The 20533-nt window shown below is 64.9% G+C and carries 26 protein-coding genes; 10 read left to right on the forward strand and 16 right to left on the reverse strand.

The window, feature by feature from the left end; translation table 11 throughout:
- Nucleotides 1-3: 3 nt before the first annotated feature.
- Both GA645_RS07285 and GA645_RS07290 read left to right on the forward strand, forming a co-directional pair.
- Nucleotides 4-693, forward strand: a complete 690-nt coding sequence (locus GA645_RS07285; RefSeq protein ID WP_152221329.1) for an aspartate/glutamate racemase family protein — start codon at nucleotides 4-6, stop codon at nucleotides 691-693.
- A 13-nt stretch (nucleotides 694-706) separates the two neighbouring features.
- Nucleotides 707-958, forward strand: a complete 252-nt coding sequence (locus GA645_RS07290) for a hypothetical protein (RefSeq protein ID WP_152221330.1) — start codon at nucleotides 707-709, stop codon at nucleotides 956-958.
- Nucleotides 959-974: 16 nt separating this feature from the next.
- Here GA645_RS07290 and GA645_RS07295 read toward each other — a convergent pair whose 3' ends face one another.
- The gene (locus GA645_RS07295; RefSeq protein ID WP_152221332.1) at nucleotides 975-1643 is read right to left on the reverse strand and encodes a COG3650 family protein; all 669 of its coding nucleotides are present in this window, start codon (nucleotides 1641-1643) and stop codon (nucleotides 975-977) included.
- A gap of 86 nt (nucleotides 1644-1729) precedes the next feature.
- Between GA645_RS07295 and GA645_RS07300 the strand changes: the two genes are divergently transcribed.
- Nucleotides 1730-2128, forward strand: coding sequence for a DUF488 domain-containing protein (locus GA645_RS07300; RefSeq protein WP_152221335.1), 399 nt, complete (start codon nucleotides 1730-1732; stop codon nucleotides 2126-2128).
- A 129-nt stretch (nucleotides 2129-2257) separates the two neighbouring features.
- On the opposite strand, the gene GA645_RS07305 is transcribed toward GA645_RS07300, so the two are convergent.
- Nucleotides 2258-2857: a short chain dehydrogenase gene (locus tag GA645_RS07305; RefSeq protein WP_152221337.1), complete on the reverse strand. Its 600-nt coding sequence runs from the start codon at nucleotides 2855-2857 to the stop codon at nucleotides 2258-2260.
- A 93-nt stretch (nucleotides 2858-2950) separates the two neighbouring features.
- On the opposite strand from GA645_RS07305, the gene GA645_RS07310 reads away from it, so the two are divergent.
- The 3 genes from GA645_RS07310 (at nucleotide 2951) to GA645_RS07320 (ending at nucleotide 4945) form a co-directional block, all read left to right on the forward strand.
- On the forward strand, nucleotides 2951-3880 hold the full coding sequence (locus GA645_RS07310; protein ID WP_152221339.1) for a LysR family transcriptional regulator: 930 nt from the start codon (nucleotides 2951-2953) through the stop codon (nucleotides 3878-3880).
- A gap of 124 nt (nucleotides 3881-4004) precedes the next feature.
- Nucleotides 4005-4472, forward strand: a complete 468-nt coding sequence (locus tag GA645_RS07315) for a glycine zipper 2TM domain-containing protein (RefSeq protein WP_152221341.1) — start codon at nucleotides 4005-4007, stop codon at nucleotides 4470-4472.
- Nucleotides 4473-4486: 14 nt separating this feature from the next.
- The gene (locus GA645_RS07320) at nucleotides 4487-4945 is read left to right on the forward strand and encodes a sn-glycerol-3-phosphate transporter (protein WP_152221343.1); all 459 of its coding nucleotides are present in this window, start codon (nucleotides 4487-4489) and stop codon (nucleotides 4943-4945) included.
- Between the two features lie 74 nt (nucleotides 4946-5019).
- Here the strand turns inward: GA645_RS07320 and GA645_RS07325 are convergent, their stop codons facing one another.
- The 3 genes from GA645_RS07325 to GA645_RS07335 all read right to left on the reverse strand — a co-directional run bounded on the left by GA645_RS07325 (nucleotide 5020) and on the right by GA645_RS07335 (nucleotide 8542).
- On the reverse strand, nucleotides 5020-6342 hold the full coding sequence (locus tag GA645_RS07325; RefSeq protein WP_152221345.1) for an aspartate aminotransferase family protein: 1323 nt from the start codon (nucleotides 6340-6342) through the stop codon (nucleotides 5020-5022).
- Nucleotides 6339-7415, reverse strand: coding sequence for a phosphotransferase (locus GA645_RS07330; protein ID WP_152221347.1), 1077 nt, complete (start codon nucleotides 7413-7415; stop codon nucleotides 6339-6341). The genes GA645_RS07325 and GA645_RS07330 overlap by 4 nt, the downstream gene beginning before the upstream one ends.
- 95 nt (nucleotides 7416-7510) lie before the next feature.
- Nucleotides 7511-8542 (reverse strand): ABC transporter substrate-binding protein, encoded by a 1032-nt coding sequence (locus GA645_RS07335; protein ID WP_152221349.1) that lies wholly within the window; start codon nucleotides 8540-8542, stop codon nucleotides 7511-7513.
- A 264-nt stretch (nucleotides 8543-8806) separates the two neighbouring features.
- Here GA645_RS07335 and GA645_RS07340 point away from each other — a divergent pair, with 264 nt between their 5' ends.
- Together GA645_RS07340 and GA645_RS07345 are read left to right on the forward strand one after the other, a co-directional pair.
- Entirely contained in the window at nucleotides 8807-9541 is a 735-nt protein-coding gene (locus GA645_RS07340; RefSeq protein ID WP_152221351.1) for an SDR family NAD(P)-dependent oxidoreductase, read from the forward strand.
- 87 nt (nucleotides 9542-9628) lie between these two features.
- The gene (locus GA645_RS07345) at nucleotides 9629-10303 is read left to right on the forward strand and encodes a GntR family transcriptional regulator (RefSeq protein ID WP_152221353.1); all 675 of its coding nucleotides are present in this window, start codon (nucleotides 9629-9631) and stop codon (nucleotides 10301-10303) included.
- A gap of 16 nt (nucleotides 10304-10319) precedes the next feature.
- Here the strand turns inward: GA645_RS07345 and vapC are convergent, their stop codons facing one another.
- The 7 genes from vapC to GA645_RS07380 form a co-directional block, all read right to left on the reverse strand.
- Nucleotides 10320-10724 (reverse strand): tRNA(fMet)-specific endonuclease VapC, encoded by a 405-nt coding sequence (vapC, locus tag GA645_RS07350; RefSeq protein ID WP_152221355.1) that lies wholly within the window; start codon nucleotides 10722-10724, stop codon nucleotides 10320-10322.
- Nucleotides 10724-10954 (reverse strand): type II toxin-antitoxin system VapB family antitoxin, encoded by a 231-nt coding sequence (gene vapB, locus GA645_RS07355; RefSeq protein ID WP_152221357.1) that lies wholly within the window; start codon nucleotides 10952-10954, stop codon nucleotides 10724-10726. Before vapB ends, vapC begins: the two co-directional genes overlap by 1 nt.
- A gap of 137 nt (nucleotides 10955-11091) precedes the next feature.
- On the reverse strand, nucleotides 11092-11793 hold the full coding sequence (locus GA645_RS07360) for an ABC transporter ATP-binding protein (RefSeq protein WP_152221359.1): 702 nt from the start codon (nucleotides 11791-11793) through the stop codon (nucleotides 11092-11094).
- A 3-nt stretch (nucleotides 11794-11796) separates the two neighbouring features.
- Nucleotides 11797-12564, reverse strand: a complete 768-nt coding sequence (gene livG, locus GA645_RS07365; protein WP_152221361.1) for a high-affinity branched-chain amino acid ABC transporter ATP-binding protein LivG — start codon at nucleotides 12562-12564, stop codon at nucleotides 11797-11799.
- Complete coding sequence (locus tag GA645_RS07370; protein WP_152221363.1) at nucleotides 12561-13817, reverse strand: high-affinity branched-chain amino acid ABC transporter permease LivM; 1257 nt, start codon at nucleotides 13815-13817, stop codon at nucleotides 12561-12563. Before GA645_RS07370 ends, livG begins: the two co-directional genes overlap by 4 nt.
- Nucleotides 13814-14737, reverse strand: coding sequence for a high-affinity branched-chain amino acid ABC transporter permease LivH (gene livH / locus GA645_RS07375; RefSeq protein WP_152221365.1), 924 nt, complete (start codon nucleotides 14735-14737; stop codon nucleotides 13814-13816). Before livH ends, GA645_RS07370 begins: the two co-directional genes overlap by 4 nt.
- Before the next feature lie 116 nt (nucleotides 14738-14853).
- The gene (locus tag GA645_RS07380) at nucleotides 14854-15975 is read right to left on the reverse strand and encodes a branched-chain amino acid ABC transporter substrate-binding protein (protein WP_152221367.1); all 1122 of its coding nucleotides are present in this window, start codon (nucleotides 15973-15975) and stop codon (nucleotides 14854-14856) included.
- A gap of 308 nt (nucleotides 15976-16283) precedes the next feature.
- On the opposite strand from GA645_RS07380, the gene GA645_RS07385 reads away from it, so the two are divergent.
- Both GA645_RS07385 and GA645_RS07390 read left to right on the forward strand, forming a co-directional pair.
- The gene (locus tag GA645_RS07385; protein WP_152221369.1) at nucleotides 16284-16601 is read left to right on the forward strand and encodes a DUF2288 domain-containing protein; all 318 of its coding nucleotides are present in this window, start codon (nucleotides 16284-16286) and stop codon (nucleotides 16599-16601) included.
- 66 nt (nucleotides 16602-16667) lie between these two features.
- Nucleotides 16668-17024: a DUF5064 family protein gene (locus GA645_RS07390; RefSeq protein WP_152221371.1), complete on the forward strand. Its 357-nt coding sequence runs from the start codon at nucleotides 16668-16670 to the stop codon at nucleotides 17022-17024.
- Nucleotides 17025-17158: 134 nt separating this feature from the next.
- Here the strand turns inward: GA645_RS07390 and phnE are convergent, their stop codons facing one another.
- The 4 genes from phnE to GA645_RS07410 are packed head-to-tail and all read right to left on the reverse strand — an operon-like array spanning nucleotide 17159 to nucleotide 20422.
- Nucleotides 17159-17929 carry a phosphonate ABC transporter, permease protein PhnE gene (gene phnE, locus GA645_RS07395; protein WP_152221373.1) on the reverse strand — a complete coding sequence of 257 codons (771 nt, stop codon included), beginning with the start codon at nucleotides 17927-17929 and terminating at the stop codon, nucleotides 17159-17161.
- Nucleotides 17926-18768, reverse strand: coding sequence for an ABC transporter permease (locus GA645_RS07400; protein ID WP_152221375.1), 843 nt, complete (start codon nucleotides 18766-18768; stop codon nucleotides 17926-17928). Before GA645_RS07400 ends, phnE begins: the two co-directional genes overlap by 4 nt.
- Entirely contained in the window at nucleotides 18762-19568 is an 807-nt protein-coding gene (locus GA645_RS07405; protein WP_152221377.1) for a phosphonate ABC transporter ATP-binding protein, read from the reverse strand. Before GA645_RS07405 ends, GA645_RS07400 begins: the two co-directional genes overlap by 7 nt.
- A complete protein-coding gene (locus GA645_RS07410; RefSeq protein WP_152221379.1) occupies nucleotides 19565-20422 on the reverse strand; it encodes a putative selenate ABC transporter substrate-binding protein in 858 nt (285 codons plus the stop codon). The genes GA645_RS07405 and GA645_RS07410 overlap by 4 nt, the downstream gene beginning before the upstream one ends.
- Nucleotides 20423-20533 lie beyond the last annotated feature (111 nt).

Here is a 20533-nt window from a genome sequence, read left to right on the forward strand (position 1 = left end):
CCCATGAAAACCATCGGCCTGATCGGCGGCATGAGCTGGGAGTCCACCATTCCCTACTACCGGCAGATCAACCAGACCATCAAGGAGCGCCTGGGTGGCCTGCACTCGGCGAAGATCGTGCTGTACAGCGTCGACTTCCACGAGATCGAGCGCCTGCAGCATGCCGGCGACTGGGATGCCGCCGGGCTCTTGCTGGCTGGTGCCGCGCGCTCGCTGCACGCGGCCGGCGCGGACTTCCTGGTCCTCTGCACCAACACCATGCACAAGGTGGCGCCGGCGATCGAGGCGGCGGTGGACATCCCGCTGCTGCACATTGCCGACCCGACTGCCGAGGCGATCCGCGCGGCGGGTCTGACCACAGTCGGCCTGCTGGGTACGCGCTTCACCATGGAGCAGGCGTTCTACAAGGACCGCTTGCAGGAGAGGTTCGACCTGCAGGTGCTCACGCCGTCGGAAGACGAGCGCCAGGTGGTGCACCGGATCATCTACGAGGAATTGTGCCTGGGACAGATTCGCGATGAGTCGCGCGAGGCTTACCGGCGCATCATCGCTTCCCTGGTGGAACGAGGCGCCCAGGCGGTGATCCTCGGCTGCACCGAGATATCCCTGCTGGTCGGTCCCCAGGACGCGTCGGTGCCGCTGTTCGATACCACTACCATCCACGCTCGGCAGGCCGCCGAGCGGGCACTCTGAGCGAGGATGGCCGATGAGCTTCATCAGTATGAAGGTACGCGCGGCATTCATGGTCCACGGCTATGACGAGCAGAACCGCGAAGTGGTCGAGCAGATCAACGAGCCGGAATTCGTCGAGAAGCTGGTGCGCGTGGAGCGCATCCAGTCGGTGAGCGAGAAGTATGTGCTGGTGACGTCCAGCCACGGCCGGGTGGCCTACTGGGAGTATGAGGGCGGGCTGATCGCGCTCAAGGCACGGCTGAGGTCGGCGGGGCTGCTGTTCTGAGTCCCGCCGCACCGGATCAGTCGTTGCTGGCGCCGCCCGGGTAGGCGCAGCCCTGCATGACCTGGCTGTCCACCCGCAGCTCGGCGGACAGGCTGGTCAGCGCGCCGCTCATGCTGTCCTGGCAGCGCGCCGGGGCAACCCAGAGTTCCAGTTTCTCGCCATTGGCTTCACTGGAGTAACTGGTGCTGCCGTTGGGCAGGCCCTCGGCGATGTAGGGCACCACCAGCGATTGCTTGCCGGGGCGCTCGAGCAGCAGGCCCTGGTTGTTGATCAGCACGCTCCAGCCCGGTTCGTTGCCATGGGCGCGGACGATGCTGCGCTTGAAGTTCGGGTCGTCGCAGCCGGGGCCTTCGTGCTGCAGGCGCAGTACCTTGCTCACTTCCAGCTTGCCGTCGGTGCCGGCGGCGGTGCTGCCGCTGAAATTGCCGCGCAGGTCGACGAACAGGGTGCTGGCGCCATCCTCGAACAGGCTTTTGGCATCGCGGGGCAGGCCGGTATTGGCACTGTCCTCGACGCTGAAGCGGCGCTGCTCGGTGCAACTGCGGAACATCAGCTTGCGGTCCTGCTGGCTGAGTTCGCCTTGCAGGCGGGTGGAGGCGTTAATATCGGTCTTGCTCGGCGTCCACACCTGGCAGGCGGCGAACAGGGGCAGCAGGCTGAACAGAATGAAACGACTGGATCGCATGGATCGGGCTCCCTCGAAAGTGGGCCCACGTTACCCAGCGCAGCCAGTCATCTCAAGGGCAATGCCAGGCTTGGGGAGGAATTCGGATGATTCGTTGCAAGCGTGCCTACGAGCCGGCGGTGCAGGATGATGGCCAGCGGGTGCTGGTGGACCGCCTGTGGCCGCGCGGGATCCGCAAGGAAGACCTGCACATGGAGCTGTGGGCCAAGGACGCCTCGCCGTCCAACGAACTGCGCCAGCGCTTCCATCACGATCCGAGCCTGTTCGAGGACTTCCGCCAGGCCTACCACCGCGAACTGAATGCCCATCCGGAGCACTGGATGGGGCTGCTCGACTTGGCGCGCAAGGGTACGCTGACGCTGCTCTATGGAGCCAAGGACGAGGAGCACAACAACGCGCAGGTGCTGGCCGAGTTCCTCGAGGATGAGCTGGAGAAGCAGGGAGAAGGCAGCTCGCCGGTCTGCTACGCCGAGAAGAGCGAGTAGCTGCGAGCTGCACCGCTCATTGTAGGAGCGGGCCATGCCCGCGATCGCGCGCATGGCGCGCTCCTACAATTTCGCGCCGGAATCATGGGGATGACGTGCCAAGGTTATCCGCCCCACGAGTACGATCCGTCACCAGATCTTGTACACCTGCCCGGTCTGCGCGCCTTCCACGCTGCGGGCGAAGCCCAGGGCCGCATCGGCGGCCAGGACCGGCTTGAAGCCGCGGAAGAACGGCGCGTAGCCTTCCATCGACTCCACCAGCACATTCGGGCTGACCGCGTTGATCCGCTGGCCGCGCGGCAGTTCCAGGGCGGCGCTGCGCACGAAGCCCTCCACGGCGCCATTGACCAGGCTGGCCGAACTGCCCAGCACGATCGGCTGTTCGCTGAGGATGCCGGTGGTGAGGGTGAAGGAGGCGCCGTCGTTGGCGTACTGACTGCCGATCAGCACCAGGTTCACCTGGCCCATCAGCTTGTCCTTCAGACCGACCGCCATTTCCGCCTCGCCCATTTCCGAAAGCTTTCCGAAGTGGACCTTGCCGGCGGCACTGATCAGGGCATCGAAGCCGCCGATCTGTTCGAACAGGGCGCGGATCGAGGCGCTGTCGGTGATGTCCACGCGCGCATCGCCGCTGCTGCGGCCGACGCGGATGATTTCATGACGCGGGCCCAGTTCGTTGGCGACGGCCTGGCCGAGGGTGCCGCTGGCACCGATCAGGATGATTTTCATGAAGGCTCCGAGGGGATATGGCTGAAGGTAGCTTCAGAGTAGAGTGACAGCTTGTTGTGATAATCCTGCCAATCGACAACCTTTGGTTTTCATATGGAAACAATTGCCAGCAACCTGGAAGACCTCTCCGCCTTCGCGGTGCTGCTGGAGTGCGGCAGCTTCACCCGCGCCGCCGAGAAGCTCGGCTGCAGCAAGGGCCAGCTGTCCAAGCGGATTTCCGCGCTGGAGCAGGCCTTGGGCGCGACCCTGGTGCACCGCACTACCCGGCGCCTGTCGCTGACTGCTGCGGGGGCGGCATTGCTGCCCGAGGCCCAGGCGCTCAATGCCCAGGCGGCGCGGGCGCGGCAGGCGGTGCTGGCCTTGCAGGACGAGGCGCGGGGCACGGTGCGCCTGAGCGTGCCGGTGTCCCTGGGGGAGACCTTCTTCGATGCATGGCTGATGGAGTTTTCCCGCGATTACCCGGAGATTCGCCTGGAGTTGGACCTGTCCAACACTCTGCGTGACCTGGTGGCGGATGGATTTGACCTGGCGATCCGTTCCGGCAGCCTGGCGGTGGACGAGCGCGTGGTGGCAAGGCCGTTGTTCGCCCTGCAGGAATTGACCTGTGCCACGCCGGACTACCTGGCGCGGCACGGGGTGCCGCAAGCGCCGGCGGAGCTGACTGGGCATTCGTGCCTGCAGAATACCCATTACCAGGACAGCGGCACCTGGCTCTACCAGCGGCAGCATGAACTCTTCCGGGTGGCGGTCGACGGCCTCCTGGCGAGCAATCACTACACCTTGCTGAAGAAGGCGGTACTGGCTGGCGCAGGTATCAGCCGGCTGCCGTCGTACATGATTCAGCAGGAATTGGCTGAAGGTCGTCTGATCTGGCTGTTGCGCGACTACCAGACCCGAACCCAGCCGGTGTTCCTCATCCATCCCTACCAGGGCCGATTGCCGCGCCGCACGCAGCTGTTGGCGAGCTATCTGCTGCGCTGGTTCGAGCAGAGCCGGCAGCAACTGGTCGCGCTGGAAGGCTGACGGACATTTCGTTCAGGCTCGTTCAGGTTCGTTCAGCACTGGTTCAGAGAGGGTTCAGGGGGAGTTCAGGGTGGGGGCCGTAGGCTTTGCCCATCCTTTTTGAACGCCTCTCGAGGTAGCCATCATGAATCGCTCCACTCTGCTGCTGACCGCAGTGTTCACCAGTGCCACCCTGGCCTTGACCGGTTGCGCCTCCAATCTGTCGGGCTCGTCCTACTCCCGCGATGACGCCCGAGCGGTGCAGAACGTGCGCACGGGCACCATCGAGTCCCTGCGACCGGTGCAGATCGAAGGCACCAAGACGCCGATCGGCACCCTCGCCGGCGCCGCCGTCGGAGGCATCGCCGGTAGTTCCATCGGAGGCGGCCGCGGCAAGACCATCACGACCATCCTCGGCGGTGTTGCAGGCGGTGCCGCAGGCTCGGCGGTGGAAGAGGGCATCACCCGCACCCAGGGCGTGGAGATCGTGGTGCGCGAAGACGGTGGCGCCACCCGTGCCTATGTCCAGGCGGTGGACCCGGCCCAGCAGTTCCGCATCGGTGATCGCGTGCGCATCCTGACCGTCAATGGCGCCAGCCGAGTTGCCATCTGAGCGGAGGACATGCCATGCGCCGCCTGACGATCGCGCTGCTGCTGATGCTCGGCTGCGGTGCCGTCCTGGCCGAGAGCGGGGACTTCTGGTACCTGCAGACCAGCGTCTACACCAAGCACTGGAGCGATGATCCGGATCACAACAACCACCAGGACCTGATTGGCCTGGAGCGTAACCGCGCCGACGGCATCGTGTTCGGTGGCGCGACTTTCCGTAACTCCTTCAGCCAGCGTTCCAACTATGTCTATGCCGGCAAGCGCTTCGACTGGGAAGGCACGCCGTTTTACGCCAAGGTCACCGGCGGCGCGCTGCAGGGCTATCACGGCAAGTACCGCGACAAGATCCCGTTGAACCACTATGGCGTGGCGCCAGCGATCATTCCTTCACTGGGGGCGACCCTGGGGCCGGTCGGCGCCGAGCTGGTGGTGCTGGGTGGTTCCGCCACGATGGTCAACGTTGGCGTGCGCTTCTGAGTGTCATTGAGCTGATAACGGGCAAGGCCTGCGCGGAGTGAACTGCGCAGGCCTTGCCCGTTCTTGCACTCGAGTCAGCCGGCGACTTCCAGCAGTGCCTTGTCCAGGCAGTCGATGAACAGCTCGGCGTGCTCCTGCTCGAAGGCCAGCAGCGGGCGGATCTTCAGGATGTTCTCCATCGGGCCGGCGGCGCTGATCAGCACGCCGCGTTCGCGCATGGCATTGACCACGCGGCGGGTCTGGCTGGCGGCCGGGGTCTTTGCGCCGCGGTCGGTCACCAGCTCGACGCCGAGGAACAGCCCGGCGCCGCGCACGTCGCCGATCAGCTCATGGCGGTCGGCCAGTTTGCGGATGCCCTCCAGCATGAAGTCGCCGATGCGCTGCGAGCGCTCCTGCAACCGCTCGTCGCGGATCACGTCCAGCACCGCCTGGGCCGCCGCACAGGACACCGGGTTGCCGCCGAAGGTGTTGAAGTAGCGTACGTTGCGCCCGAAGCTTTCGAGGATGTCCGCGCGCGCCACCACGCCGGCGATGGGCTGGCCATTGCCCATCGGTTTGCCGAGGGTGACCAGGTCCGGCTGCACGCCGTGGCGCTGGAAGCCCCACATCGTCGCGCCGGTGCGGGCGAAGCCGCTTTGGACTTCGTCGGCGATGTAGAGCAGGCCTTCGTCACGGGCGACCTTCACCGCTTCGGCGAGGAAGCCGGTCGGGTCGGGCAGCACGCCGTCGCTGGCGAAGATGCCGTCGAGCAGCAGCGCCGCGGGTTTGATGCCGTGGGCACGCAGGTCGGCAATGGCGGCGCGTACGTCGTCGGCCAGGGTTTGGGCGACGTTCTGCGCGCCCAGCCGATAGGCGTCTGGTGCACGCACGGTGCGGGCGTGGGCGGGCAGGGTGATGCCGCTGCCCAGGGCTGGCGAGAGTTCGGAAATGTCGCCGGTGACGCCGTGGTAGGCGAAGCGGGTGATGATCACCCCGGTGCCGCCGGTGTAGTGGCGTGCGATACGCAGGGCAAGGTCATTGGCCTCGCTGCCGGTGCAGGTGAACATCACCTGTTCGAGGCCGGCAGGGAAGGTCGAGAGGAGGTCCTCGGCGTAGTCGAGGATGCCTTCCTGCAGGTAGCGGGTGTGGGTGTTCAGCACCGCCGCCTGGCTGGCGATGGCCTGTACCACGCGCGGGTGGCAGTGGCCGATGGAGGCGACGTTGTTGTAAGCGTCGAGGTAGCGATTGCCCTGCTTGTCATAGAGCCAGACCCCTTCGCCGCGCACGGTGTGCAGTGGGCGTTCGTAGAACAGCCGGTAGGCGGGGCCGAGCAGGCGCTCGCGGCGCTCGATCAGGCGACGCTCCTCGTCGCTCAGGCGTTCGGCGTCGGCCGGGCTGTATCCGTTGGGCATGGTCATTGATGGGGCTCCTCTTGGTTGACGCGGCAGGCGGCGAATATCTGCTCCTGGGCCTGTTCGCGGCTCAGGCTGGCCAAGCCCCGCACGCTCTGCCAGGCGTGATGGGCGTTGCGCAGGATGTAGTCACGGTTCTCGGGGTGCAGGCTGGCGCGCCAGGCGGTGATGCACAGGGTCATGATCAGGCGCGTGGCGATCAGGTCGGCGAGGATTTCCTGCTCGGCCTCCAGCAGCGGGCGGCGCCGATGGTAGGCGGCGACCATCTCGCAGGCGGTGGCCAGCGGCGCGTCCGGCTCGCCCACCTGGTAGGCAGCGGCGACGCCGAGGTCGTTGATCAGCGGCGCGTGGACCATGTCGCCGAAGTCGAGGATGTTGCGCAACTGGTCGGGATGCGCAGCATCGACGATCACGTTGTGCGGGTTCAGGTCGTTGTGGATCACCTGGGCGCGCAGGGTCGCCTGGCGGGGCAGGGCGTGGCGCTCGAAGTTGTCGAGGAAGCGCTCGACCAGCGCACGCTGCTCGCGGCCCTCGATGTAGGTCAGCAGGCGGCGCAGGCGCGAGGCGTGCTTCATGTCCCAGAGCAGTTCGTGGCCGGACGCCGGGTGTTCGAAGCCGTCGAGTGCGATTCCCAGGCGGGCCAGGGCATCGCCGAGGCCTTCACGCAGGGCGCGGCTGCGTTGCGGCACGCGGTGCAGCGGCAGGCCGTCGACGAAGGAGAACAGGCGGGCGAGCATCGGCTGGCCGTCGACGATCACGGGAATCTGGTACTCGCCGTTCAGCGACGGGTAGACGCGTTGCACCGGCAGGGTCGGGTCGGCAGCCTCGACGCGCAGCAGGGCGCGGGTCTGGAAGTCCACTACCTGCGGGTCTTCCAGCGGGTGGGAGAGCTTCAGCAGGCGGTCTTCACCGTGGCCGTGGCTGATGTGGAAGTTCAGGTCGCGTTCGCCGGCGAGCCGGTTCAGGGTGCCGCGCTGGCCGAAATATTCTTCGGCGATCGCGGCGGCCTGGGCGTCGCTCACCTGGGCGGGGGCCGCTTCCAGCAGGTGGTCTTGAACGGGGGCGGTATTGAGGGGCACGGGTACTTCTCCAGCGGGTCCGGCAGGTCAATCGTGCAGCGGCCCGGCGAGTCGCGGAGCACCGCCCGACGCAAGGTCGGGCGGTGCTTTTGCGGTTACTTGCTCGCCCAGGCGTTGAAGCGTTGTTCCAGTTCCTCGCCGTGGTCGATCCAGAACTCGGTGTCCATGGCGCGCGCGTTTTCCAGGTTCTGCGGCGCGGTGGGCAGCTTGCCGGCGATGGCCGGATCGATCAGCGGGATGGTGTTCTTGTTGGTCGGGCCATAGGGGATGTTCTCGGCGAACACCTTCTGATGCTCGGGCTTGTTGGCCAGGGCGATGAATTGCTCGGAGAGCTCCTTCTTCGGGCTGCCCTTGACGATGGCCCAGTGGTCCAGGTCGTAGATGCTGCCGTTCCACTGGATGGCGAAGTCACGGCCTTCCTTCTGCGCGGTGGCGACGCGGCCGTTGTAGGCGCTGGTCATCACCACGTCGCCAGCGGCCAGCCACTGCAGCGGTTGCGCACCGGCTTCCCACCACTGGATGTAGGGCTTGAGTTCGTTGAGCTTCTTGAAGGCGCGGTCGACGCCTTCCTTGGTGCCCAGCACCTTGTACAGGTCGGCCTGTTTCACGCCGTCGGCTTCCAGGGCGAATTCCAGGGTGAACTTGGCGCCACGGCGCAGGCCGCGCTTGCCCGGGTACTTCTTCACGTCCCAGAAGTCGGCCCAGCTGGTCGGTGCGCTGGCCAGCTTCTTGGCGTCGTAGGTGAGGACGGTGGACCAGATGAAGATGCCCACGCCGCAGTCGCTCACGGCGGCGTCTAGGAAGTCCTCGCGCTTGCCCAGCTTGGACCAGTCGAGCTGTTCGAACAGGCCTTCGCTGCAACCGCGCATCAGTTCCGGGGACTCCACTTCGACCACGTCCCAGCTGGTCTGGCCGGTGTCGGCCATGACCTTGATCTTGGCCATCTCGCCGTTGTACTCGGCGCCCTGGACGGTCACCTTCGCCTGCTGCTCGAAGGGTTTGTAGAAGGCCTTTTCCTGGGCCACCTTGTTATCGCCGCCGAAGGACACCACGGTGAGGGTTTCGGCGTGGAGCTGGCCGGCGGCGCCGCCGGCGAGCAACATCAGTGCTGCAACTTTCTTGAACATGCGATTACTCCAGATCGGGCCAGTGGCCACGGTAGTCAGAGGGCAGCTTCAAGAGGGGCAGGGACGGCCCTAGCTGGCAGGCCGGCCGAATTGCCCGGTGCTTCAGGGAGAGGAGCGCGGAGCGCAGGTGCGGTCGGTCATGGGATGTCCTCCGGTTTCTTGTTGTTGTGCGAGTGGGACGGAGGCATTAAAACATCTTCCAAAACATGATGCATCATGTTTTATTCTTCTAATCGGATAACGAAACGGACAGGGGAGTGCACCATGAACCAGACTAAGACCTTGCTGCTCACCGGCGCCAGCCGAGGCATCGGCCACGCTACGGTGAAGCACTTCAACGCCGCCGGCTGGCGCGTATTCACCGCCTCGCGCCAGGACTGGAGCGCCGAATGCCCCTGGGCCGAAGGGCTGATCAACCACATTCACCTGGACCTGGAAGACATCGACAGCGTGCAGGCCAGCCTGCCGCAGATCCGCGAAAAGCTTGGTGGCCAGCTGCATGCGCTGGTGAACAACGCCGGTATCTCGCCGAAGGGGGAGCAAGGGCAGCGCCTGGGCGTGCTGGAGAGCGACTACACCACCTGGCTGAAGGTGTTCAACGTCAACCTGTTCTCTACTGCGCTGCTGGCGCGCGGGCTGTTCGACGAGCTGAAGGCGGCCAAGGGCTCGGTGATCAACGTCACCTCCATTGCCGGCTCGCGGGTGCATCCCTTCGCCGGTGTCGCCTATGCCTGCTCCAAGGCCGCGTTGGCGGCGCTGACCCGCGAAATGGCCCACGACTTCGGTCCGCATGGGGTGCGGGTGAATGCCATTGCGCCGGGGGAGATCGACACCGCCATCCTCTCTTCGGGGACTGAGCTGATCGTCGAGCGGGATATCCCAATGCATCGCCTGGGCAAGCCGGAGGAGGTCGCCTCGCTGATCCACTTCCTCTGCACCAGCGGCGCCTCTTATGTGAATGGCGCGGAAATACACGTCAATGGCGGTCAGCATGTGTGATCCTGCTGGCATCGGGCGTGCTCAGTCCGCATCATGCACGCCGGATTCCCGACTGGGCCCGATGCCGCACCACGCGATGAGAAAGCGATGAACTACCCGATCGAAGGGCTGAACCATTCCTACCTGGGCAGCGGCGTCTACGCGCTGCTGCGCGAGGCGCTGATCACCGGCCGCTTCAAACCGGACGACCGCCTGCGCATCCGCGACCTGGCCCAGCAGTTGGGCACCAGTGTGACCCCGGTGCGCGACGCGATCCTGCAGCTGGCCAAGGAGCAGGCGCTGGTGCTCAAGACGCCGCGCGATATCCGAGTGCCGCTGCTCACCCGCGAGCAGTACCTGGAAATCCGCAGCATCCGCATCGCCCTCGAAGGGCTGGCCGCCGAGACGGCCGCCACCAAGGCGAGCGCCGAGCAGCTGGAGGAGCTGGAAGCCAACATTCGCGACAACCTGGCGGCGATCCACGCCGATGACATGGTTCTGGCGCTCAAGCTCAACCAGGCCTTCCACTTCGCCCTGGCCGACATTGCCGGCATGCCACTGTTGCGCGCCTTCCTCGACAGCCTGTGGATGCGTACCGGCCCGCTGATCGCCCAGGCCTACGCCGATTTCAACGAGCGCATGGCCGTCGAGCACCACTGGGAAGTGCTGCGGGCGCTGCGCGCAGGCGACGGCGCCGCCGCGCGCGCGGCCATCCACAGCGACCTGGTCGACGGCAGCGAGAAGATGCTGGAGTTCATTGCCCAGTCCGAGGCGGAGGGCTGAGGTTTCGCCGGTTGGGCTATACCGACGCCCAGTCTTCCAGGCGCAGCCCCGGAACCCGCTCGAACTCCCGCAGGTCGTTGCTGACCAGGATCAGGCCCAGCGAACGCGCATGCCCGGCAATCATCTGGTCGTAGGGGCCGATGGGCGTGCCGGCTCTGGCAAGTTCGGTGCGCAACTGGCCCGTGTGAGCGGCTGCGCTGGCGTCGTAAGGAAGGACGTCGAGGCGGGCCGCGAAGCCCTCGACCACGGCAAGGTTCCGCTCCGGCGCAGCAGATTTTTCCGCGCCGTAGATCAACTCCATCAAGGTCACCGAGCTGATGCACAGCTGTCCGTGATGGCGATTGAAGGCATCGCGCACGGCCTGCGGTTTGTTCTTGATGGTGAAGATGCAGATGTTGGTATCGAGCAGGTACTTGAGCATCAGAAACCTTCCCGCTCCTGCTCGGCGGGCTGTTCCCGGTCCGCCATGAAGTCCTGGCTGACGTCCTCGCCATCGAACCAGCTGTCCCAGCTTTCACCCGCGGGGCTGATGATGCGGGTGCGGCCTACGGCGACCACATCCACGCGCTTGACGTCGTCGGGAAGGGCGACGGCCTTGGGCAGGCGTACGGCCTGGCTGCGATTGCTCTGGAAGACGGAGCCCTGGTCCATGATCGGCCTCCATGGGGATAAAGGTGCCTCCATGCTAGGTGGAAGCAGGGATATGTCAATGGGATATACGTCTCGGCTGCGCGGGATGCCCAATGAAAAACGGCCCCGAAGGGCCGTTTTTCGTGGCAGCGCGGACGTCAGCCGCCGAGGTACGCGTCGCGCACCTTGGGGTTCACCAGCAGGTTGGCGCCGGTGTCCTGCATGACGATGCGACCGTTCTCCAGCACGTAGCCACGGTCGGCGAGCTTGAGCGCCTGGTTGGCGTTCTGCTCGACGAGGAAGACGGTCACGCCTTCCTGGCGCAGCTGTTCGACGATGTCGAAGATCTGCTGGATGATGATCGGCGCAAGGCCCAGGGACGGCTCGTCGAGCAGCAGCAACTTGGGCTTGCTCATCAGCGCACGGCCGATGGCGAGCATCTGCTGTTCACCGCCGGACATGGTGCCGCCGCGCTGGTTGAAGCGTTCCTTCAGGCGCGGGAATAGTGCCAGGACCTTGTCCATCTGCTCCTGGTAATCGCCCTTGCTGGTGAAGAAACCGCCCATGGCCAGGTTCTCTTCCACGGTCAGGCGGGCGAACACGCGGCGGCCTTCCGGCACGACGGCGATGCTCTTGCGCATGATCACGGAGGATTCCTTGCCGACCAGCTCCTCGCCCAGGTACTTGATGCTGCCCGAGGAGGCGCGCGGCGAGCCGCAGAGCGTCATCAGCAGGGTCGACTTGCCGGCGCCGTTAGCGCCGATCAGGGTGACGATCTCACCCTGCTGGACTTCCATGCTGACGTCGTGCAGCGCCTGGATCTTGCCGTAGAAGGTGGAAACCTTGTCGAACTTCAGCATGACTCAGGCCTCCCCCAGATAGGCTTTGATCACATCCGGGTTGCCGCGGATCTCTTCCGGGGTGCCGTCGGCCAGGGGCGTGCCCTGGTTGATCACGTAGATATGGTCGGAAATGCTCATCACCAGCTTCATGTCGTGCTCGATGAGCAGGACGGTGACGCCGTGTTCAGCGCGCAACATGGCGATCAGCGCCTTCAGGTCCTCGGTTTCCCGCGGGTTCAGACCGGCCGCCGGTTCGTCCAGCATCAACAGCTGCGGACGGGTCATCATGCAGCGGGCAATCTCCAGGCGGCGCTGCTGGCCGTAGGCGAGAGTGCCCGCCGGACGGTTGGCGATGTCCTTGAGATTGACGATTTCCAGCCATTGCGCGGCGTAGTCCAGCGCTTCCGCTTCACGACGGCGGAAGGCCGGCGTCTTGAGCAGGCCCGCGAGGAAGTTGGTGTTGAGGTGGCGATGCTGGGCGACCAGCAGGTTCTCCACCGCGGTCATTTCCTTGAACAGACGAACGTTCTGGAAAGTCCGCACCACGCCCTTGTGGGCGATCTTGTGGCCAGGCAGGTCCTGCACGGCTTCGCCGCGCAGGAGGATTTCACCACCGGTAGGCTGGTAGAAACCGGTCAGGCAGTTGAACACGGTGGTCTTGCCGGCGCCGTTCGGGCCGATCATCGAGACCACCTGCTTTTCCTTCACGTTCAGCGCCACACCGTTGACGGCCAGCAGGCCGCCGAAGCGCATGGTCAGGCCGTTTACTTCAAGAATGGTCTGGCTCATTTGCGCAACTCCAGATGCGGACGCTGCATGGGCAGCAGGCCCTGCGGACGCCAGATCATCATCAGCACCATGATGGCGCCGAACATCAGCATGCGGTACTCGCTGAACTCACGCATGAGTTCGGGCAGCAGGATCATCACCACGGCTGCGAGGATCACGCCCAGCTGCGAACCCAGGCCACCCAGCACGACGATGGCGAGGATGGTCGCCGACTCGATGAAGGTGAAGGATTCCGGCGTCACGAGACCCTGGCGCGCGGCGAAGAAGCTGCCGGCGAAACCGGCGAAGCAGGCGCCGAGGGTGAAGGCGGAGAGCTTGATGATGGTCGGGTTCAGACCCAGGGCACGGCAGGCGATCTCGTCTTCACGCAGGGCTTCCCAGGCTCGGCCCAGGGGCATGCGCAGCAGACGGTTGATCACGAACAGCACCAGCAGTACCAGCAGCAGCGCGACCAGGTAGAGGAACACGACCTTGTAGTTCGAGTTGTAGGCAATGCCGAAGAACTCGTGGAAGGTCTGCATCCCCTCGGGTGCGCGGCGCTCGAAGGTCAGGCCGAACAGGCTCGGCTTCTCGATGTTGCTGATGCCGTTGGGGCCGCCGGTCAGCCAGGTCATGTTGCGCAGCAGGATGCGGATGATCTCGCCGAAGCCCAGGGTCACGATGGCGAGGTAGTCACCGCGCAATCTCAACACCGGGAAGCCGAGGATGAAGCCGAAGAACGCGGCCATCAGGCCGGCGATCGGCAGGCACACCCAGAAGCCCAGGCCGTAGTAGTGCGACAGCAGCGCATAGCTGTAGGCGCCCACGGCGTAGAAGCCGACGTAGCCCAGGTCGAGCAGCCCAGCCAGGCCCACCACGATGTTCAGGCCAAGGCCCAGCAGCACGTAGATCAGGATCAGCGTGGCGATGTCCACCGCGCCGCGCGAGCCGAAGAACGGCCAGACGAGGGCGAGAACGATCAGGCCGAGGATGATCTTGCGCTGTACCGAGGAGTGGGTCAGGCGTTCGGCGAGCTTGGTGTGCGGTCTCGACAGGTACTGGCGGGTGCTGGTCACGAAATGGAATTTGTCTCGCATCAGTTGCCAGACGAACATGGCCACCGCGCACGCGGCGATGACCCACAGCGTGGTGTGGCTGACGCCTTCCAGCTGCAGGCCGATGCCGATCACGCTGAGCTTCACGCCGAGCACCGGGTAGGCGACAGCCATTACCAGCAGGGCGCTGAAGAACGCAGTCTTGAGTTTCTTGCTCATACCTTTTCCACCTCCGGGCGGCCGAGGATGCCGGTGGGGCGGAAGAGCAGGACGAGCACCAGCAGGGTGAACGCCACCACGTCCTTGTACTGGTCACCGAACACGTCGGCGCCGAAGGCCTCGGCAACGCCGAGCACCAGCCCGCCGAGCATGGCGCCCGGGATACTGCCGATGCCGCCCAGCACCGCGGCGGTGAACGCCTTGATGCCGGCCAGGAAGCCGATGTGCGGGTTGATCACGCCATACTGCAGTCCCAGCAGCACCGCGGCCACGGCGGCCAGGGTGGCACCAATGACGAAGGTCAGGGCGATGATGTTGTTGGTGTTGATGCCCAGCAGGTTGGCCATCTTCAGGTCCTCGGCGCAGGCGCGGCAGGCGCGGCCCAGGCGGGAACGGGAGATGAACATGGACAGGCCGTACATGGTCAGCAGGGTGATGATGAAGATCAGCACCTGCATGTACGAGATGGTCACGCCGCTCATTTCATCCGGGCCGATGACGAAGTTGCCCGGTAGCAGGTTGGGGATGGCCTTGTCCTTGGAGTCCTGGGCGAGCAGGACCTCGTTCTGCAGGAAGATCGACATGCCGATCGCGGAGATCAGCGGAATCAGTCGGTTGCTTCCGCGCAGGGGGCGGTAGGCGATTCGTTCGATACCGTAGCCGTAGGCACTGGTGACGATGATGCTCGCGGCGAAGGTGCAGATGATGACGACAGGAAGACTCACGATTCCCATCATCGCCAGCCCCGTGATCACAATGAAGGCTACGTACGAGCCAATCATGTACACCTCGCCATGGGCGAAGTTGATCATGCCGATGATGCCGTAGACCATGGTGTAGCCAATGGCGATCAGGGCATAGGTGCTGCCGACGGTGAGGCCGTTGATCAGCTGTTGCAGATAGTGATAGAGATCAGGCATTACCTAACTCCTCGGGCGTCGCGTGAAGCGGCGCTTGTGGCGCGACGGACCCCCGGAATACTCGGATAAACAAAGCCCACTGCAGGTGCAGTGGGCTTTGGGCGTCGGCAGGCGGCTTACTTGGCTTCGGTCTTGGTGCCGTCTTTGTGCCACTGGTAGACCACGAAGTTGAAGTTCTTCAGGTCGCCCTTCTCGTCGAAGGCCAGGGTGCCGGTCGGAGTGTCGAAGTTGTTGGCGCGCAGGGCCGCAGCGACCTTGTCGGTTTCCTCGCTGCCGGCTTTCTTGATGCCTTCGGCGATGACTTCGACAGCGGCGTAGGCCGGGAACACGAACGGACCGCTCGGGTCTTCGTTCTTGGCCTTGAAGGCGTCAACCAGGGACTTGTTCTTCGGATCCTGGTCGAAGGACTTCGGCAGGGTCACGTACAGGCCTTCGGAAGCGGGGCCGGCGATGGCGGAGATCTCTTTGTTACCCACGCCTTCCGGGCCCATGAAGCCGACTTTCAGGCCCTTCTCGGAAGCCTGGCGCAGGAGCAGGCCAAGTTCCGGGTGGTAGCCGCCGTAGTAGACGAAGTCCACCTTGGCTTGCTTGAGCTTGGCGATCATCGCGGAGAAGTCCTTGTCGCCGGCGTTGATGCCTTCGAACAGGGCAACCTTGATGCCGGCGCCTTCCAGGGTCTTCTTCACGGCAGTGGCGATGCCTTCGCCGTACTGCTGTTTGTCGTGGATCACGGCCACGGTCTTGGGCTTGATGTGCTCGGCGATGAACTTGCCGGCGGTCGGGCCCTGCAGGCTGTCCAGACCGATGGTACGGAAGATCAGCTTGTAACCGCGGGAGGTGATGTCCGGGCTGGTGGACGCCGGGGTGATCATGATCACGCCTTCGTCTTCGTAGATGTCGGATGCCGGTTGAGTGGAGCTGGAGCAGAGGTGGCCAACTACGAACTTGATGCCATCGTTGACGACTTTGTTGGCTACGGCCACGGCTTGTTTCGGATCGCAAGCGTCGTCATAGACTACGCCTTCCAGTTGCTTGCCATTTACGCCGCCAGCCTTGTTGATCTGCTCAATGGCCATTTTCGCGCCAACGAACTGCATCTCCCCATACTGGGCGACGGCGCCGGTCACCGGGCCGGCCAGAGCGATCTTGATAGTGTCGGCGGCCATGGAGTAGCTGGCAACGCCGGCGAGTGCCATGGCGGTGAACAGCTGGGAAAGACGCTGAGTACCCTTTTTCATAGTGCTCCACTCTTCTTGTGTTATTCGTTTTTGTAGTCCTGGTAGCCGAAGGCTGCCGAACCGGGATTGCCCCGGACAGGCCCACCGGCAACTGTACCGGTACAGTGTAGAGTGCCGCTTTACCGCTTGAAAAGCGGGGGGCGGCGGGCTGGCCGAGCGTATGTCGCAACGTTGACACAAACGTACAGAAAAACGGCGCCTTCCCGATTCCTCCCAGAGGGTTTCCGTCATCCGGAAAGCACTGTCCGAACCTTGCCTGGCGCGGCCTCGGCGCTATCATGGCGTCGACCGTTTACCAGGTGAGATCCATGACTGAACAAGCTAGCACCCTCTATGCCAAGTTGCTTGGCGAAACCGCGAAGATTTCCTGGCAGGAGCTCGCGCCGTTCTTCGCCCGCGGCAACCTGCTCAAAGTCGAGGGGTCCGCCGATCTGGTGGAAGTCGCGGTGGGCGTGGCTGAGGACGACAAGGCAAAGGTTGCCGCGTGGCTTGCGAGCGGTGAACTGAGCAAGGTCGACGAAATTCAGGCGGAGGATTTCCTCGCCCGTGATCCGGAACTCTGGGCGGTGGTGATCGCGCCCTGGGTGCTGGTACAGGAAAGAGTTCGAAAAGACGTTCTGCACTGACACAGAACGATTTCCAATTCGCCAAGGCGCGCTAGACTATCTGGATTCCATAGAAGGAGATTCGCCATGTTCGAACCGGGCCATCTGCATCTCCAGGCCATGCCGGGACTGGATCAGCAGGAAATTGACGCTCACATTTATTACGAAGTTCGCAGGGATGCGGAGAACGGCACCTATGTGCACTTCACCATGAAAGGCGAAATCGACCGCGCTGCCTTCAGCGAAGAGTGGGACATGCCCAAGGAGCAGGCCTTCAACTTCGCCAGCGATGCGACCCGCATTGCGCAGAAGCATGGCTTGCACCCGCGCTTTGGCGCCGTTGTGCGCAATCACAAGGAGTACGATGCGATGTTCGAGGACATCCGTCAGAAACTCGGCACCCATTATGGTGACCCGGTGGACCTCGATGAGGTGATTCGCTAAGGCGAAGCGGACAGAATGTAGAAGCCCGGCCATGTGCCGGGCTTTTTGTTGCGCGTTGCTTCTGTAGGAGCGGGCCATGCCCGCGTTTCGCGGACGGAGTCCGCTCCTACACGATCAAGGGCCCGCATGCCGCGTCAGTGACTCACCCAGCGCTGCCGCGCCCAGGCGCTCAGCGTATCGACGCCCAATACCAGGAGCAGCATGGCGAGAATCACCGTCGCCGCCTGTGCCTGCTGGAACAGGCTGAGGCTGAAATAGAGCATCTGCCCCAGGCCGCCGGCACCGACGAAGCCAAGCACGCTGGCCATGCGGATGTTGTTCTCCCAGCGGTAGAGCATGTAGGCCACCAATTGCGGCCAGACCGCCGGCAGTGTGCCGTAGGCAAAGGCGGCGACTCGTCCGCCGCCGGCCAGGCGCACGGCTTCAGCGGGAGCGGTGGGGGTGTTTTCCAGTGCCTCGGCGAATAGCCGGCCGAGCACGCCGCCGGTGTGCAGCGCCAGGGCCAGGGTGCCGGCGTTCGGTCCCAGCCCTGCGGCCAGCACCATCAGCGCGCCCCAGACCAACTCCGGCACCGCGCGCAGGGCGTTGAGCAGCAAGCGCGACAGACTCTGGGCGACTCGGCCGAAGCGTCCGGCGGCCGGTAGCGCCAGCAACATGCCGAGAAGCGCCGCGAGCAGGGTGCCGATGGCGGACATGGCCAGCGTTTCCAGAGCGCCTCGACCAATGGCCTGCAGGTGTGGGGCGGAAAGGTCCGGGGAGAGGAAATCGCGCGCGTAGGCGAGCATCTGGCCGAGGCCTTTGGCGCTGAAGAGGCCGCCGGTGTCCATCTCCAGGTAGGCGAACGACGCCACTACCGCGATCAGTACGGCGAGCAGCCAGGCCAGGCTGCGCAGCAATCCGCTCATTCGAGCCTCCCGCGCAGGAAGCGGCTGAGCAGGTCGGCGCCGAGCACCAGGACGAGGAAGGTCAGCAGGATGGCGGAGACTTCGCCGCCGGCGAACATACGCAGCGACAGGTCGATCTGCTGGCCGAGGCCGCCAGCGCCGACGAAGCCCATCACCACCGAGGCGCGGATCGCGCATTCCCAGCGGTAGACGGTGTACGAGATCAGCTCCGGTGCCGCCGCGGGCAGGACGCCGTAGGCGAAGGCCTGCAGGCGCGAGCCGCCGCCCAGCAGTACGGCGCGCGTCGGTCGTGGGTCCACCGATTCGAAGATTTCCGCATAGACCTTGCCGAGCATGCCGCCATAGGTGATGGCAATCGCCAACACGCCGGCGGTCGGACCCAGGCCCACGGCGCGGACGAACAGCAGCGCCCAGACGATTTCCGGCACGCTGCGCAGCAGGATCAGCAGACCGCGCACCGGCCAGCGCAGAGCGCGCGCCCACCAGGCCGGCAGGCCGCCGCGGGGCAGGGCGGAAATCGACAGCGCGCGGGTGGCCAGCAGGGCGGCGGGGAAGGCGATCAGCCAGGCCAGTGCCATGCCGGCGGTGGCGATGGCCAGCGTTTCCAGGGTGGCGCGGCCGAGCAGACCGAGGAATTCGGCGTCATGGGCCGGCGGCCAGAAGCCGCCGAGGAAATTGGCCATGGTCCGCGCGTTGTCGCCGCTGAACAGGCCGGCGATATCCAGCTCGGAGAGGCGCAGGCCCGGCCACAGCAGGGCCAGGGCGAGCAGGGTGAGCAGCAGGCGCGGCAGCGCGGCGGGGTCGCGGGGCGGGCTCTTCGAAAGCGCTGGGTTCAGCATCGCGGAATCTGCACCACCACAGGCTTGCCCACCGGCGAGGAGCTGTCCTGCCGTCCCAGTTTCTCGTTGGCGTAGAGCGCTCGCAGGTCGTCCGGGGTGACTTTCTCCGCAGGCTTGTCGAAGGCGATGCGGCCGTCGCGTACGCCGACGATGCGCGGGAAGTGCTCCAGCGCCAGATCCACCGCATGCAGGCTGGCCAGCAGCGTCACGCCACGGTTCTGCGCCTCGCGGGTGAGCACGCCGAGGGTGTGGCCGGCGAGCACCGGGTCCATCGCCGAGACGGGTTCGTCCGCCAGCAGTACTTCGGCCTGCTGATACAGCGCGCGGGCGATACCGACGCGTTGCAGCTGGCCCCCCGAGAGCTGGTCGCAGCGTTCGAACAGCTTGTCGCCCAGGTCCAGGCGTTGCAGTTCAGCGCGGGCGCCTGCGCTGTCAAGCGGATAGAGCAGGCTGGCCAGGCTCTTCCACAGCGACCACTGGCCAAGTCGGCCGGCGAGTACGGCGGTGACCACCCGCTGGCGTGGCGGCAGCGGCGGTGCCTGGTGCACCAGGGCGACGCGCGCGCGCAGGCGCTGGCGCGCCGAGTCGCCCAGCGCCCAGGGTTGGGCGCCGAGCAGTTCGAAATTGCCCGCCGAAGGTTTCAGGGCGGTGGCCAGTACGCGCAGGAGGGTGGTCTTGCCGGCGCCCGAGGGGCCGATGATCGCCACCCGTTCGCCGGCTTCGACCGCGAGATCGATGCCGGCGAGCGAACGCTGGCCGTTGGCGTGGAAGTGCTCCACGCCGGTCAGTTTCAGGGTCACTTCAGGAGGCCGGCGGCGCGAGCCGACTCCTCGATACCCTTGTAGTTCTCAGGCTTGGTCTCGATGAAGCGGCTGGCCGCTTGCAGGTCGAGGATTTCCTTATCGCGCGGCTTGCTCGGGTCGAGGGCGAGGAAGGCCTTCTTGATCTTCTCGGCCAGCGCCGGATCGAGGTTGCCACGCACGGTCCAGTTGTAGTCGTAGTAGGTCGGGGTGGTGGCGAAGACCTTCACCTTGTTGGTGTCGACCTTGCCGGCGTCCACCAGCTTCTGCCACACCGATGCGTTCAGCACGCCGGCGTCGACCTTGCCGGCCTGGACCCAGGCGACGGTGGCGTCGTGGGCGCCGGAATAGGCCACGCGGGAGAAGAACTGCTCGGGTACCACACCGTCCTTCTGCATGAAATAGCGCGGCATCAGGCTGCCGGAGGTGGACGACACGGAACCGAAGGCAAAGGTCTTGCCCTTGAGGTCCTGGATCGACTTCACGTTCGGGTCGGCGGTGATGAATTTGCTGGTGAACTGCTGGTCCTGCTCGCGCTGTACCAGCGGGATGGCGTTGCCGGTCTTCAGGCGCGCCTGGACGAAGGTGAAACCGCCCAGCCAGGCCATGTCCAGACGATCGGAAGCCAGGGCCTCGACCACGCCGGCATAGTCGGATACCGGAATGAACTTAACGGGTATGCCCAGCTGTTCTTCCAGGTAGGCGCCCAGCGGTTTGAACTTGCGCAGCAGTTCGGTGGGGGCTTCATCGGGGATGGCCGAGACCTTCAGTTCCTTCAGGGCTTCGGCATGGGTAACGGACGCAGCAAAGGACAGCGCAAAGCAGGCGGCGAGCGCCAGGGTGCGTTTCAGCATGGAGCAGTCTCCGGTTCAATAGCGGAAAAAGCCTGGGAAGTTTAGCGGCTGTCTGCCCGCGTATACCCCGACCCAGGGGACACGCACTGCCGGCAGGCTCGGCCTTCGAGC

This window comes from Pseudomonas sp. SCB32 (genome assembly GCF_009189165.1).
Lineage (GTDB): Bacteria > Pseudomonadota > Gammaproteobacteria > Pseudomonadales > Pseudomonadaceae > Pseudomonas.